Annotated in this window: 13 protein-coding genes; 6 read left to right on the top strand and 7 right to left on the bottom strand. The window is 61.0% G+C overall.

Features of this window, described 5'->3' with window-relative positions:
* The first annotated feature begins 26 nt into the window (after window positions 1-26).
* Both BLV67_RS09825 and BLV67_RS09820 read left to right on the top strand, forming a co-directional pair.
* Complete coding sequence (locus BLV67_RS09825) at window positions 27-644, top strand: TPM domain-containing protein (RefSeq protein WP_056857428.1); 618 nt, start codon at window positions 27-29, stop codon at window positions 642-644.
* A gap of 170 nt (window positions 645-814) precedes the next feature.
* Window positions 815-2032 (top strand): class I SAM-dependent methyltransferase, encoded by a 1218-nt coding sequence (locus BLV67_RS09820; protein ID WP_065929065.1) that lies wholly within the window; start codon window positions 815-817, stop codon window positions 2030-2032.
* Window positions 2033-2137: 105 nt separating this feature from the next.
* Here the strand turns inward: BLV67_RS09820 and BLV67_RS09815 are convergent, their stop codons facing one another.
* The 6 genes from BLV67_RS09815 to BLV67_RS09790 all read right to left on the bottom strand — a co-directional run bounded on the left by BLV67_RS09815 (window position 2138) and on the right by BLV67_RS09790 (window position 9200).
* Window positions 2138-3037, bottom strand: a complete 900-nt coding sequence (locus tag BLV67_RS09815) for a DMT family transporter (protein WP_069788509.1) — start codon at window positions 3035-3037, stop codon at window positions 2138-2140.
* Window positions 3038-3186: 149 nt separating this feature from the next.
* Entirely contained in the window at window positions 3187-5745 is a 2559-nt protein-coding gene (locus BLV67_RS09810; protein WP_069788510.1) for a TonB-dependent receptor, read from the bottom strand.
* Between the two features lie 129 nt (window positions 5746-5874).
* Entirely contained in the window at window positions 5875-6843 is a 969-nt protein-coding gene (locus tag BLV67_RS09805; protein WP_065929068.1) for a FecR family protein, read from the bottom strand.
* Entirely contained in the window at window positions 6840-7379 is a 540-nt protein-coding gene (locus tag BLV67_RS09800) for an RNA polymerase sigma factor (RefSeq protein ID WP_065929069.1), read from the bottom strand. The genes BLV67_RS09805 and BLV67_RS09800 overlap by 4 nt, the downstream gene beginning before the upstream one ends.
* Window positions 7380-7517: 138 nt before the next feature.
* A complete protein-coding gene (locus tag BLV67_RS09795) occupies window positions 7518-8390 on the bottom strand; it encodes a dihydrodipicolinate synthase family protein (protein ID WP_069788511.1) in 873 nt (290 codons plus the stop codon).
* A gap of 27 nt (window positions 8391-8417) precedes the next feature.
* Window positions 8418-9200, bottom strand: a complete 783-nt coding sequence (locus BLV67_RS09790) for an aldolase (RefSeq protein WP_065929071.1) — start codon at window positions 9198-9200, stop codon at window positions 8418-8420.
* Between the two features lie 106 nt (window positions 9201-9306).
* On the opposite strand from BLV67_RS09790, the gene BLV67_RS09785 reads away from it, so the two are divergent.
* Complete coding sequence (locus BLV67_RS09785) at window positions 9307-9834, top strand: helix-turn-helix domain-containing protein (protein WP_065929072.1); 528 nt, start codon at window positions 9307-9309, stop codon at window positions 9832-9834.
* Between the two features lie 81 nt (window positions 9835-9915).
* On the opposite strand, the gene BLV67_RS09780 is transcribed toward BLV67_RS09785, so the two are convergent.
* Window positions 9916-10932 carry a DUF4917 family protein gene (locus BLV67_RS09780; protein WP_069788512.1) on the bottom strand — a complete coding sequence of 339 codons (1017 nt, stop codon included), beginning with the start codon at window positions 10930-10932 and terminating at the stop codon, window positions 9916-9918.
* A gap of 123 nt (window positions 10933-11055) precedes the next feature.
* Between BLV67_RS09780 and yiaY the strand changes: the two genes are divergently transcribed.
* From yiaY to BLV67_RS09765, 3 genes are all read left to right on the top strand, one after another.
* The gene (yiaY, locus tag BLV67_RS09775; RefSeq protein ID WP_065929074.1) at window positions 11056-12204 is read left to right on the top strand and encodes an L-threonine dehydrogenase; all 1149 of its coding nucleotides are present in this window, start codon (window positions 11056-11058) and stop codon (window positions 12202-12204) included.
* A gap of 92 nt (window positions 12205-12296) precedes the next feature.
* Window positions 12297-12971, top strand: coding sequence for an NAD(P)H-binding protein (locus tag BLV67_RS09770; RefSeq protein ID WP_069788513.1), 675 nt, complete (start codon window positions 12297-12299; stop codon window positions 12969-12971).
* Window positions 12971-13882, top strand: coding sequence for a LysR family transcriptional regulator (locus BLV67_RS09765; RefSeq protein ID WP_069788514.1), 912 nt, complete (start codon window positions 12971-12973; stop codon window positions 13880-13882). Before BLV67_RS09770 ends, BLV67_RS09765 begins: the two co-directional genes overlap by 1 nt.
* Window positions 13883-13971: the final 89 nt, after the last annotated feature.

Below are 13971 nucleotides of genomic sequence, written 5' to 3'. Positions count from 1 at the left end.
ATAACTAGAACAGAGCATGCATAACCATGGCATTACTGACTGAACACGAGCAGCGCCAAGTCGCCGAAGCGATTGCCCGCGTCGAAAAAACCACCGACGCCGAACTGGTCACCGTGCTGGCCGCGCGCGCGGATGATTACGCCTATATCCCGCTGCTGTGGGCCAGCCTGATCGCCTTGGTGGTGCCTGGCATCGTGCACTACCTGTCGGGCTACCTGACCATGTACACCTTGCTGTTGGCGCAATGGGCGACCTTCATTGTGCTGTGCCTGGTGTTTCGCCTGCCCAAGGTTACCACCCGCCTGATTCCGCGTTCGGTACGGCATTGGCGCGCATCGAACCTGGCGCGGCGGCAGTTCCTGGAGCAAAACCTGCACCACACACTGGGCAGTACCGGCGTGCTGATTTTTGTCAGCGAGGCGGAGCGGTATGTGGAGATCCTGGTGGACGACGGTATTTCCAAACACCTGGATGACGGCAGTTGGGATGAGATCGTCAAGGCGTTCACCCAGCAGGTGAAGCAGGGGCAGACGCTGGCGGGGTTTATTGCCTGCATCGAAGCGTGTGGTGAATTGCTGAAGGTGCATGTGCCGGTGACGCAGACGCGTAATGAGCTGCCTAACCGCCTGATCGTGCTGGAGTAACGCCAAGCACCGCAAATCTAAATGTGGGAGCGGCGGTGCGACGATTCGACTTGCTCCTACATGGGTTCTGTGCAGCCCACGGGATTTGACCGTTGATCAAATAACCCCGTGCCCTAAACCTTCATCCCCCCTAAAATGCCCGGCATTCTTTGCCCGAGGCGTTTTTGTTCATGTCCGTCACTGCTCAACCTGCCAGCCCTGCGCCGGATCATCACGCCCAGTTCATCGAACTGCTGAGCGCAAGCCTCGCGCAGAACGCGTTTATCAAGCTGGTGCTGGCCAAGTACGTCGGCGAAGAGGCCGAGTTGCAGCGGCTGATCATCAAGCAGGTCGTGGTCAAGGAGCAGGCGTGCCTGTCCTTTGTCTATCGCTACAAGACCCGCGACATCACCAAGAACTTGCCGCTGGCCGACGGCGTGGCGGCGATTGCTGCGCTGCTGCCGGCGTCGTTCAAGAATGCGCACCTGTTGTCGCTGACCGACGAAGCCCAGCTGGAATACAGCAAAAAGAACAAAAGCTCGCTGTTCAAAAGCAAGCCGCAGCAATTGCGCGAGGCGCCTTCGGCTGAGCATAACCGCGAGAAAAACCGCTTTCTTGACCTGAGCCGGCCCTTCCTTGCGGACCTGGGCGTCACCGACGCCAAACAGGCGCTGATCCCGTCGATGTCGCGCAAGTGGAAGCAGATCAACAAGTTCATCGAAGTGTTCAGCCATGCGCTGACCTCCTCGCCGTTGAAGCTCGACCAGCCGGTGCGCGTGGCGGATTTCGGTTCGGGCAAGGGCTACCTCACGTTCGCCATCCACGATTACCTGCGCAACACCCTCAAGGCCGAGGGCGAAGTGACGGGCGTGGAATTGCGTGAAGACATGGTGACCCTGTGCAACACCGCCGCCGCGCGCCTGGAGCATCCGGGGCTGGTGTTCAAATGCGGTGATGTGCGCAGTGTGGCGCCCAGCGAACTGGAGGTGATGATCGCGCTGCATGCCTGCGATATCGCCACCGACTACGCGATCCACACGGGCATCCGTTCCGGCGCGTCGATCATCATGTGTTCGCCGTGCTGCCACAAACAGATCCGCCTGCAGATCCAGAGCCCGGTGCTGCTCAAGCCGATGCTGCAATACGGCCTGCACCTGGGCCAGCAGGCGGAAATGGTCACCGACAGCTTGCGTGCGCTGTTCCTGGAGGCCTGTGGCTACGAGACCAAGGTGTTCGAGTTCATTTCGTTGGAACACACCAACAAGAACAAGATGATTCTGGCGGTCAAGCGCACCGAGCCCGTGGACAATGCGCAACTGTTGGAAAAGATTCAGGAATTGAAGGCGTTCTACCACATCAGCGAACACTGCCTGGAAACCCTGCTGCGTGCGGATGGTTATTTAGGCTGAAAACAGGACCAAAATGTGGGAGCGGGCTTGCTCGCGAAAGCGGAGTGTCAGCCAACCTATCAAGTGACTGATGCACCGCCTTCGCGAGCAAGCCCGCTCCCACATTTAGATCGCATTCATCTTTGAGGTCGGCGCAGGCTGCACCGCCGTCTTGCGCCCGAGCATTACCGTAATGATCACGCCACATGCAAACACCCAGGTAATCGGCTCGATATGTTCACCAAAAAACAACGCCGAAAACGCGATGGTGAAGAAGATCTGCAACAGCTGAATCTGGCTGACCCGCGCAATGCCGCCCATGGCCAACCCGGCGTACCAGGCGAAGAACCCCAAAAACTGCGAGAACAGCGACACATACCCAAACGCCCACCAGGTGCGCGTGGAAATCGCGCCCTGGTGCTGCGCTGCCAAGTACCACACCGGGCCGACCAATACGGGCGTCGACAGCACCAGCGCCCAGCAGATCACTTGCCAGCCGCCCATCTCCTTGGCCAACCGGCCGCCTTCGGCATACCCCAGGCCGCCCACGGCAATCGCACCGAGCATCAGCAAATCGCCGGCTTGAATGCTGCCGGCGCCGGTGATCAACGCGTAACCCAACACCAGCGCGCTGCCCAGCGCCGCGCACGCCCAGAAGGCTTTTGACGGCCGCTCATGGGACAGCCACGCCGCGTACAGTGCCACGCACAGCGGTTGCAGGCCGTTGACCAACGCACCATGGGACGCCGGCAAGGTTTGCATGGCCCAGGCCGAGAGCACTGGGAAGCCCAGGATCACACCGAGGATGACCAGGCTCAGCCCGCGCACCTGGCGCCAGGTTGGCCAGCGCTCACGGCGCCACAGTAACAGCGCCGCTGCCGGGATCGCCGCGAACAAGGCGCGGCCAAGGCCGTTGAGCAAGGGGTGGATCTCTTGCACCACAATGCGAGTGAAGGGCAATGTCAGGCTGAAGATAACGACGCCCAGCAGGCCGAGGGCCATACCGGTGTTTTCGCGCGAGCTCATGAGTGGGGACCCGAATCTGGAGGGCTTCAAGGGAAGCCCATCTAGCCACAACCCCCGCTGATTAAGGGCCTACAGCTGGTCGCAGATTTATCCGTACAGTTCCAATCGCTCTGCAGGCAGTGCCGCCGCCATCGCGTCACCCTGGTCTATTAGAAGAACCGCGTAATGCTGACCTTCGCATCGCGACCCTTGGTGTAGGCACGATCACCGCTCAAGGCCGGGCGGAAGTTGTTGTTGAAGAGGTTGTCCACGGTGAAGTTCACCTCGGTGCCTTTGAGGTAGGCCTGTTGCGGCTTCCATTTGGCGAACAGGCCTTGGGTGTTGTAGGCCTTGTTGCCGTATTGGTCGTAGAACAGGTCACCCACACTGCTGCCCGGGCCGCCGGAGTATTTGTCACTCGGCAAGCGATCGGTGGCGCCAATGAACTGGCCCATCCAGCCCACCTGGGCATCCCAGGCCGGAATATGGGTGCCTAATACCAGCACCCATTTGGTCGGTGGAATATCACGTGCCGGCACATCCGGGCCCCATGGGTTGGTGTAGGCGCCTTCGTGTTCACCCTTGGCGTAGGCGAACGACACCGAGCCGAACAGGTAGGTGGAGTTGTAGAAGGATTCGAGCTCAAAACCCTTGATGGTCAGGCCGCCGATATTGCGGTAGTTGGGCATCGCCCCCGGCGGGCACGCATTGGCAATGGTGCCGCCGTTGACGGCCTGGTTCTGGCAACCCACGCCGGTGGCCTTGAAGATTTCGTCTTCGACTTTGTTGTGGAACAGGGTGGCGCGTACTTGCAGGTTATCGTTCCGGGCGATCAGGTTGTCGAAGCTGGTGACGCTACCCAGGGTGATCGAGGTGATGCGCTCCGGGTCGAGGTCGACACTGGTGGCGGTGCGGCTGCCCAGGCCTTGTACTTCATATTGCTCGTCGATCACCGGCGCACGCCAGGTCTTGCTCCAGTTGGCGAACAGGCCCAGGTTCGGCGTGACGTTCCAGAACAGCGCCAGGCGCGGCGACCAGCCGGTGTAGGTGCGGTCGCTGTAGTCATGGCCGTAGGACGGGTCCGGGTTGTTGTAGTACGGCGCGTCATTGCCTTCGCCACGGTTACGCACATGGTCGTAGCGCAGCGACGGGGTGATGGTCACGTCGCCCACGGTGACTGCGTCTTGGACGAAGAAACTGTTGGTGTCGACCTTGCCGTGGGGCATGAAGCCCGGCTGGAAGCGCCCGTAGTTGTAGCGCGCAGTGTTGTAGGTGGTGCCGGGCATCCACATCTCGGTTTCGCGGATGTGCTTGCGGATCTGCCCGCCGACGGTCAGCGCATGCTGCAAGGGGCCGGTGTCAAACAGGCTGACGTTGCGGATGTCGAGGTTCTTGTCGGTGTAGGCGGTGTCCATCTTGCGCCCGCCGGAGGCCAGTTGGAAAAACGCGGTGGCGTCGCGTTCGTCGGTCTGGTCGGTGTTGGACTGGGAATATTTGACGGTCAGGTCGATCAGCGGGTTATTCACCGGCGTGTATTCGTACTTGCCCGACCAGGTGGTGTCGGTGGTGTCACGCTGGGCTAAAAAACGCTTCAGCGCGTTTTCGTAACCGTAGCGGTCGATGTTGGCCTGAGTCGGCGGCGTCGGGTAGCTGGCGGCGGAGAATGGCGTCCAGCGGTTGCTGTGGGAGCGTGAGTAAGACAGACCAACGCTGTGCTCCTCGGTGAAGTGGGCGTTGACCTTGAACAGTTTGCCGTCCACATCCTGGGCGCTGTTGGGCAGGCGCTGAGGGTTGACCGGGTATTCGTTGTTGTCGTTGGGCAGTTTGCCGGCCACCTTCATGTCGCCGCCATCGCGCTGGGTCAGGTAGGCCAGCGCGTCGAAACGGCCGTCGTCGGTGCGGCCGTACACGGCACTGCTGTAGATCTGTTCGTGGTCGTTGCTGGAGTAGCCGTATTTGAGCATCGCGCCGCTGTTGCGACCGTCCTGCAACAGGTCCGGGGCATCCTTGGTGGTCATGTTGACCGTGCCGCCAAAGCCGCCGTTGCCGGTGAATGGCGAGTTGGGGCCTTTCTCGACCTCGATGCTCTTGATCAGCTCCGGCTCGATAAACACGGTGCCTTGCTGGTAGCGCTCAAAGCCGGTCTTGGTGGCGCCGTCGACGGTCATCGGCACGTCTTCGGCGTCGCCGAAACCACGGATATTGATGGTCTGGCCACCGGGCTTGAGCGAGCCGCCCTGGCTTACGCCGGGCAAGGTCTGCAACAGGCTGGGGATGTTGTTGGACTGGTAGCGGTCAATGTCGGCCTGGGTCATGGTCGAGCGGTTGACGGTGCTGGAGTCGACTTCGTTACCGGTGCCGATCACGCTGAGGGCATCGAGCTGGATGGCGCCGCTGTGGGTGGTCTTGCCCTCGTCGGGGCGCACCACGTAGGTGTTGCCGACTTTGATCAGGGTGAACTCGCCGTTTTTCAGCAAGCTGCGAATCGCCACTTCCGGGCTGAACTCGCCGTTGAGCGCCGGCGCCTGCACATGCTTGAGCAGTGTTTCATCGAACAACAGCTGGATTTTCGCCTGCTGCGCCACAAAGCTCAGGGACGTGGCCAGCGATTGGGCGGGCAGTTGCAGCGTGAGCGACTCGGCCTGGGCGCTGAGGCTCAAGGCCATGCAGGTGGCAATAAGGGTCGGTCGAAGCAACAGGTGCGAAGCGTGGCAAGGCGCGCGAAACATGAAATCCCCCGGGGTGGCTAAATAGCCAAAAAGGTGTGCGTATCCAACACAGTCGGGAGGAAGACGGGGCAGCTGCAAAAAACCACACATGCGAATGCAAAATATTCTCAAGTGTGATTTTTGCAGGCCTTACTTGAGTGGTTCGATGCGGACGATGCCATCGGCCGAGGCCACGGTTTTAACCGGCAGCAGGGCGGGCAGGGCGTTGAGCAGGGCGTCCGGGTCATTCACATCCAGATTGCCCGAGACCTTCAGTTGCGCCACGGCTTTGTTGACCTGCAAGGGCGCTTGAGGCCGGTAGAGGCTCAGTTCATCGATCAGGCTGGCCAATTCTCGATTGCGAAACGACAGGTGCCCGCTGCGCCAATCGGCCACTTCTTCGGTGGTGAGTGTCTGCTGCTGCACGGTGCCCTTGGCGTAGTTGTACGCGGCACGTTGCTGGGCGCCGAGCACCGCCACCGGGCTTTTGGCGTCCGGCTCGAAGGCAACCTGGCCGTGGGCGACGCTGACCACCAGTTGTTGCTGGCTGCGCCGCACGTCAAACCCGGTGCCGACCACCCGCACATTCGCCTCGCCGGCTTGCACGTAGAGCGGGCGCTCTTTGTCGGCGGCAACTTCGATAAACACCTGGCCCTTGTCCAGATGCAGGATGCGTTGATACGCGCTGAAATCCACGCGCAGATGGGTGTTGGCATTCACATACAGCGTGCTGCCGTCGGGCAGGGCGAGGGTGCGCATGCCTTTGACGTGCCCGGCAATCTGGCTGTGATAGAGCTCGCGGGGCGCGCCGATAGTCGTCGTCAGCACGGCGCACACCAGCGCGGCGGCCACGGCCAGGGCCGGGCGCATTATCGAGGGTTTGCGCTGGGGCAGCGGTACGGGTTTGTTCAGTTGCTGCAACTGGGCGAGGTCGTCCCACAGCTGTTCGAATTCGGCATAGGCGCGGGCGTGGGCGGGCGTTGCCTGCCAGGCGGCAAAGGCTTTGCGCTCGGCCCGTGCGGCGCCATTGCGGTTGCGGGCAAACCAGCTGGCGGCTTGGGCATCGATGGAGTCGCTCGCCTCGATGTCCAGGGCGTCGATGTCGCTCAGGCGGTTCATTCTGGCTGCTCCGTGCCGGGTTCTGGTTGAAGGCGTCGCTTGCAATGCAGCAGGGCAAAAGCAATGTGCTTTTCTACCATGCTGGTGGAAATGCCCATGCGCTCGGCGATCTGCGCCTGGCTCAGGCCTTCGAAGCGGTGCAGCATAAGGGCTTCTCGCCTGCGGGGCGAGAGTTCGGCGAGGACTTCTTTCAACTGTTCCAGGCGTTGCAGGCGCTGCGCAGCGGCCATGGGGTCGTTTTGCGCGTCGGTGACCGGCTCCGTGTCAGCGTCGGCCGCGTCGGAATGGGCGCTCTGGCGTACCTTCTGCTTACGCCAGTGATCGCGCAGCAGGTTGCGCGCCATCTGAAACAGAAACGCCCGTGGCTGCTCGACCTTGGCGCGGTCGCGGTAGTTGAGCCATTGGGTGAAGACATCCTGGGTCATGTCTGCCGCGTCGCTGGCGTTGTCCGTGCGTTTGCGCAGGAAATGCAGGATATCTGCATAAAACCCGCGAAAGGCATCGGCCGACAACGGGTCGGGCTTGGGACGAGACATGGATATCCTTCTTGACGAAGCACGACGTAGAAAAGTCGCGAATGATATCGAGAACTATTGTCATTTGTCTCTATGTAACGGGTTTACCCAATCAAAAAAGTGGGAGCGAGCAAGCCCGCTCCCACATGGATTGTGGCTCTAGCTCAATAGTGTCTTCAGCTGTTCGATTCCTGCCTCACCCAGCGGGAATACCGGCAAGCGCGGATCGCCCACCTCAAGGCCGGTCAGCCGCAACCCGGCCTTGATCGTCGCGGGCAAACCACCTTTGAGGATGAACTCCAGCAACGGCAACTGGCGATAGAACAGCTCCCGCGCTTTATTCAGGTCATTGGCCAGCACCGCGTTATACAAATCCAGGTTCAACTGCGGGATCAGGTTCGGCGCGGCCGTGCACCAACCCTTGGCACCCGCCGCGAAGGCTTCCAGCGCCAGTGGGTTGCAGCCGTTGTAGAACGGCACGTCGCTGTGACGGCGCAACTGATGCATGCGCTGAATATCGCCGGTGCTTTCCTTGACCATGGTCACGTTCGCCACCTGCTTGACGATGCGCAGGATCAAGTCCACCGACATGTCCGTGCCACTGGTGGCCGGGTTGTTGTAAAGCATGATCGGCACGCCGATGCTGTCGCCAATTGCGGCGTAGTGGGCAAGAATTTCCGCCTCGCTGAGTTTCCAGTACGAGGCCGGCAGCACCATCACCACATCGGCGCCATTGGCTTCGGCATAACGGGCGCGACGCACGGCTTTGGCGGTGGTCAGGTCAGACACGCTGACAACAGTGGGTACGCGCCTGGCGATTTTCGCAAGGCTGTAGGCGCTGACCTCATCCCACTCCGCATCGCTCAAATACGCGCCTTCGCCGGTGCTGCCCAAGGGCGCGATGGCGTGTACGCCGCTGTCGATCAGGCGGTCGATGGAGCGGCCGAGGGCGTCGAGGTCAATGCGCTGGCCGTCGGCGCTGAACGGGGTAATGGTGTAGCCGATGATGCCGTGAATAGTGGGATTGGACATGGGAAGTCTCCGCGTGAAAAAGGGCAATCAGTTCAGGCAATCGGCGTGTTTGCGCAGGTTCTGCCGGGCGTAGTAGTTGAAGGCGGCGCCATGACGCTTGGGCTTGGAGATCCAGTCGTGGGCCTCGCGACCCAATTCCGGCAGAATCGGCTTGATGCTGCCCGCCGACATCGCCAGCAACTGCAACCTGGCCGCCCGCTCAATCAACTGCGCGATGACGCAGGCTTGCTCGATGCTCGCGCCGGTGGACAATTGGCCGTGGTGCGAGAGCAGAATCGCGCGCTTGTCGCCCAAAGCTGCTGTGATGATTTCGCCTTCTTCATTGCCCACCGGCACGCCCGGCCAGGCCTCCAGGAAGGCGCAGTCTTCGTACAGCGGGCACAGGTCCATATGCGACACCTGCAGCGGCACTTCAAGCATCGACAGCGCGGCAATATGCGTGGGGTGCGTATGGATGATGCAATTCACATCCGGCCGCCCACGGTAGACCCAGGTGTGAAAACGGTTGGCCGGGTTGGGGATGCCATGCCCTTCGAGTACTTCCAGATCTTCGTTGACCAGCAACAGATTACTGGCCGTGATTTCATCGAAACCCAGGCCCAGTTGCTGAGTGTAATAGGTGCCAGGCGTGGGCCCGCGTGCGGTGATCTGCCCGGCCAGGCCGGAGTCGTGGCCGTGTTCGAACAGGATGCGGCAAGTGAGCGCCAGCTTTTGCCGGTCGGTCCACGTATTATCCGCCAGGCTGTTTTGCATCTGGATCAGTGCTTGCTTGACCAGTTGGTCTTTGGGAAGTGCTAATGTCTTGGCCATATCGGTGTCCTTTGGGTTAGAGCAAATGACACTAAAGATGCTATATGACACTTTGTGTCGTTAGCAAGCATGATTCTGCCTTTTCTGCAGGGATTAACCGCAGCACATGTCTATTCGTTTGAAATTATTGAGAAAAAAACTTGGCGTAACCCTGGAGTCCCTGGCCGAAAAATCCGGGATGACCAAGAGTTATCTGTCCAAGGTCGAGCGTGGGCTCAACACGCCGTCGATTGCCGCCGCACTGAAACTGGCCAAGGCGTTGAACGTGAAGGTCGAAGAACTGTTCAGCGAAGATAACGTCCGCCTAGACAGCTACAGCCTGGTGCGCAGCCACGAACGCCCCGACACCGCGCCGGGTTATGCCGTGCTGGCCCATCAGGTCAGCGAGCGCAGCCTGCTGCCATTCATCATCTACCCGCCGGCGGAATTCACCGACAAGACCTTCAAGGAACATCTGGGTGAGGAGTTTCTGTTTGTGCACGAAGGCCAGGTGGAAGTGGACTTCATGAACGAGCGGGTGATTCTGGAGCGGGGCGATGCGCTGCACTTCAATGCACAGAAACCTCACCGGATTCGTTCGGTGGGGGAGGTGCAGGCGCAGTTGTTGGTGGTGGTGCACAGCGGCGACGAGTGACCCTGATTGCTATTTGAAATGCAGCCTAAATGTGGGAGCGAGCAAGCCCGCTCCCACATTGGATCTTCTTTGTTTAGAGAATCAGCGTTCGACCGGCACGGACAACGCGGCACTACCCAACGGATGCGTACGCGCCGCAAAGAACTTCAGCTCCACGCCACTGCCCTCGAACAACTGCGAGTAACGGCGCTTCTGCTGGCGGATAAACCCGTCACTGCGCCCCGACACCGAGATTGCCAATGTCGTCAGCTTGGCCTGGCGAAGCGCATCCACCAGGTGCTGATCCTGCGGCCCCAGGTCATGACCGAAGATGCACAGCGCGCCATCATGACTCAGCAACTGCTCGTAGCAGAACGACAAGTAGTCCGAGCTGCGAATGGTCTTGAGCTTCTCCTCCACCTTGCCTTCGCTGACAAACAGCGGCACGTCGTCCAGGGTCTTGATCGTATTGTTGATCGCAAAGCTGCTGAGCAAGGTGCTGTCGGTGGTTGGCAATTTGCGCGCGGTGCCGTCGAGGTTGCGCACCAGGTGCAGGCCGCCGTGCAGGTAGAGGATGCGTGTGGCTTGGGTGCGGGTGTTGCGCAGGTCGAAGCTGGCGTCGGCGCTGCGAAACAGGTCATCGATGCCCGGCGTGTGCAGGATCGCCCAGTAGTTGAGCAGGTCGTAATTGCTGGTGAACACCGTGGCGTAGTGCTTCAACTCAGTGTTGATCGTCGCCAGGGTTGAGGGCTGCACCAGGCGCCACGGAATGTGCACGGCGTGGATGGTGTTGATCAGCGCTTCCTTGATCGCGTAGTAGCGGTTGCGCGGCGCCGCCGAGCTGACCGCCAGCGCCTTGTTGACCCGGCTGGTGGTTTTCAATGCGCCCAGCGCTTGCTCGAAACTGCGGGTTTGCAGGGCATCGAACACGCTGAGTTCGGAGGGGCTCAGGGGCTTTTCTTCGACGGTGCGGGCGTTTTCGAACAGCGAGTCGTAGGCAAAGTCTTCCCAAATCGCACGGCTGGCGCCATTGCCGATCAGAATCCCATTGAAGTCGATGGCGCTGCGCAGGGCGCTCCAGTCTTCAAGGTGGGCGTCAATATCCTGGAAATCCTTCATTGCGGCGGGTCTACTCGAAATCGGCTGGGCGGTGACTTTATCACGAGCGTGCGTTGATCCTGATCAAGATGCGCCACGCGTTATCGGTTGATTCTGTCGGCATACCGCCTCCGAGGATTGACCATGATCAGCACCTTTTTTATTCCCGCCGTCAACATCATGGGCACCGACTGCCTCGACGAAGCCATGGTAGCCATCCGCAACTACGGTTTTCGCAAGGCGCTGATCGTCACCGACGCCGGGCTGGCCAGGGCCGGCGTGGCCAGCATGATCGCCGAGAAGCTGGCGATGCAGGACATCGACTCGGTGATCTACGACGGCGCCAAACCCAACCCCAATGTGGAAAACGTCGAGAAAGGCCTGGCGATGCTGGAGGCCACGGCCTGTGATTTTGTCGTGTCCCTGGGCGGCGGCTCGCCCCATGACTGCGCCAAGGGCATCGCGTTGTGCGCCACCAATGGCGGGCATATCGGCGACTACGAAGGTGTCGACCAATCGAGCAAACCGCAATTGCCGCTGGTGGCGATCAACACCACCGCCGGCACGGCCAGCGAGATGACCCGTTTCTGCATCATCACCGATGAAACCCGCCATGTGAAAATGGCCATCGTCGACCGCAATGTCACGCCGCTGCTGTCGGTCAACGACCCGACGCTGATGGTCGGCATGCCCAAGGGGCTGACGGCGGCCACCGGCATGGACGCGCTGACCCATGCGATCGAAGCCTATGTGTCGACGGCTGCCACGCCAATCACCGACGCCTGCGCGATCAAGGCCATGGAGCTGATCAGCGCCAACCTGCGCCTGGCCGTGCGTGATGGCAGCGACAAAGCCGCGCGGGAAAACATGGCTTACGCGCAGTTCCTCGCCGGGATGGCCTTCAACAATGCGTCGCTGGGGTTTGTGCATGCCATGGCCCACCAGCTTGGCGGCCTCTACGACCTGCCCCACGGCGTGTGCAACGCGGTGTTGCTGCCCCATGTGCAAAGCTTCAACGCCAGCGTCTGCGCCAAACGCTTGAGCGACGTGGCGCGCGCCTTGGGCGCCGATATCAAGGGCATTACCCCGGAAGAGGGCGCTCAGGCGGCCATCGTCGCTATTCGCGCCTTGGCCCATGACGTTGAGATCCCGGCCGGTTTGCGCGAATTGGGCGCCAAGTTGCAGGATATTCCGCTGCTGGCCACCAATGCGTTGAAGGATGCCTGCGGTCTGACCAACCCCCGCCGGGCGGATCAGCGACAAATTGAGGAGATCTTTCGCAGCGCGTTCTAAAGGCGGCAGCCGCACGCCGCAAGCGTTAAGCTACAAGTTGAACGGTATTTAACTTGAGTATGAAGCTTGCGGCTTGCCGCTGAGGTCCCCTGATGAGAGTTCTATTATTCGGCGCCACCGGCATGGTCGGCCAAGGCGTGCTGCGTGAGTGCCTGCTGGCCGCTGACGTGCAGGAAGTGGTCGCCGTCGGCCGCACCCCTCTGACCCAGGAGCACGGCAAGCTGCACCAGGTGTTGCACAGCGACATGCTGGACTTCCAACCGCTGGAAAACCTGCTGCAAGGCTTTGATGCGTGCTTTTTCTGCCTCGGCGTATCGTCGGCGGGCATGAAGGAAGCCAAGTACACCCACCTCACCTATGACCTCACCCTGGTCGCGGCCAGCACCTTGGCGCGGCTCAATCCGCAGATGACCTTTATCTATGTGTCCGGCGCCGGCACCGACAGCTCCGAGGCGGGCAAGTCGATGTGGGCGCGGGTCAAGGGCAAGACCGAAAACGCCTTGCTGCGCCTGCCGTTCAAGGCGGTGTACCTGTTTCGGCCTGGGGTGATTCAGCCGTTGCATGGCGTGCGTTCAAAGACGCCGCTGTATCAATCCTTCTATACCGTGCTCGGGCCGCTGCTGTCGTTTTTTCGCCGGATCAAACCCAACTGGGTGGTGAGCACCGAGACCGTCGGCCAGGCGATGTTGGCGGTGGCGCGTCAGGGCGCGCCGCAGGCCGTGGTGGAGCAGGCCGAGATCAATCGCCTGGCCAGCGAGACGCGCTGATGCTGCACAAAAGCCTGGTGCGTCGCCTTGACCTGATCACCCTGCAACTGTTCGTTGCGGTGTTTGAAGAAGGCACGCTGACCCGCGCTGCGGCCCGTGAGGCCATCGCCGTGTCGGCGGCCAGCAAGCGCCTGATGGAGTTGGAGCAGGTATTGGGCGTGAGCCTGTTCGTGCGGCGTGCCAAGGGCATGGACTTGACCGCCGCCGGCGAAACCTTGCTGCACCATGCGCGGCAGATGCTGTTCAACGTCGAGAAAATGGGCCTTGAACTGGGCGAGCACAGCCACGGCGTGCGTGGTTATGTGCGCATGCTGGCGAATCTGTCGGCGATTATTCAGTTTCTTCCGGAAGACCTGCGCGACTTTTCCCAGCGACACCCCGAGGTCAAGACGGATCTGGAAGAGCGCCCCAGCAACGGCGTGGTCCAGGGCGTGCTGGACGGGGTGGCGGACCTGGGCATTTGCTCCAGCGACACCGACACCAAAGGCTTGCCCGGTGTACTGTATCGCCACGACAAACTGGTGGTGCTGATGCCGGCGGAGCATCCCTTGGCCGCACGCCACACCCTGGCGTTCGACGAAACCCTGGGCAGCGATTACGTCGGCCTGCACGCCGCCAGCTCGATCAATATGCGCACCCATGCCGCAGCGCGTGAGGCCGGCAAGATGCTGCGCCTGCGTATCCATGTGCCGGGGTTTGATGCGATGTGCCGGATGGTCCAGGCGAATATGGGCATCGGCATCCTGCCGCAAAAGGCCTATGAGCTGTTTGGTCGCGCGTTGGGGTTGCATGCGGTGCCGCTGACTGACACGTGGTCGGATCGCAGCTTGATTGTGGTGGTGCGTGATGAGGCGCAGTTGTCGCCGGTGAGCCGGTTGTTGTTTGACTACCTGCGCACGCCACTGAAGTAAGCAAACCCTATGCCCGCGATAGCGATCTGACTGACGCCGACACTCGCCAACCGTTCGCATTTCGCGAACGCTCCTTGCCAACTGACGGT

Origin of the sequence: Pseudomonas salomonii, from assembly GCF_900107155.1 — a bacterium.
Taxonomy (GTDB): domain Bacteria; phylum Pseudomonadota; class Gammaproteobacteria; order Pseudomonadales; family Pseudomonadaceae; genus Aquipseudomonas; species Aquipseudomonas salomonii.
This window is presented reverse-complemented; position numbering and strand designations above follow the sequence as displayed.

Bases quoted from the DNA above. Each gene is read 5' to 3' on its own strand.
- BLV67_RS09800 (WP_065929069.1), bottom strand. From the start codon at position 7,379: ATGTCTCGTCCCAAGCCCGACCCGTTGTCGGCCGATGCCTTTCGCGGG.
- BLV67_RS09815 (WP_069788509.1), bottom strand. From the start codon at position 3,037: ATGAGCTCGCGCGAAAACACCGGTATGGCCCTCGGCCTGCTGGGCGTC.
- BLV67_RS09770 (WP_069788513.1), top strand. From the start codon at position 12,297: ATGAGAGTTCTATTATTCGGCGCCACCGGCATGGTCGGCCAAGGCGTG.
- BLV67_RS09780 (WP_069788512.1), bottom strand. From the start codon at position 10,932: ATGAAGGATTTCCAGGATATTGACGCCCACCTTGAAGACTGGAGCGCC.
- BLV67_RS09825 (WP_056857428.1), top strand. From the start codon at position 27: ATGGCATTACTGACTGAACACGAGCAGCGCCAAGTCGCCGAAGCGATT.
- yiaY (WP_065929074.1), top strand. From the start codon at position 11,056: ATGATCAGCACCTTTTTTATTCCCGCCGTCAACATCATGGGCACCGAC.
- BLV67_RS09805 (WP_065929068.1), bottom strand. From the start codon at position 6,843: ATGAACCGCCTGAGCGACATCGACGCCCTGGACATCGAGGCGAGCGAC.
- BLV67_RS09785 (WP_065929072.1), top strand. From the start codon at position 9,307: ATGTCTATTCGTTTGAAATTATTGAGAAAAAAACTTGGCGTAACCCTG.
- BLV67_RS09765 (WP_069788514.1), top strand. From the start codon at position 12,971: ATGCTGCACAAAAGCCTGGTGCGTCGCCTTGACCTGATCACCCTGCAA.
- BLV67_RS09810 (WP_069788510.1), bottom strand. From the start codon at position 5,745: ATGTTTCGCGCGCCTTGCCACGCTTCGCACCTGTTGCTTCGACCGACC.
- BLV67_RS09790 (WP_065929071.1), bottom strand. From the start codon at position 9,200: ATGGCCAAGACATTAGCACTTCCCAAAGACCAACTGGTCAAGCAAGCA.
- BLV67_RS09795 (WP_069788511.1), bottom strand. From the start codon at position 8,390: ATGTCCAATCCCACTATTCACGGCATCATCGGCTACACCATTACCCCG.
- BLV67_RS09820 (WP_065929065.1), top strand. From the start codon at position 815: ATGTCCGTCACTGCTCAACCTGCCAGCCCTGCGCCGGATCATCACGCC.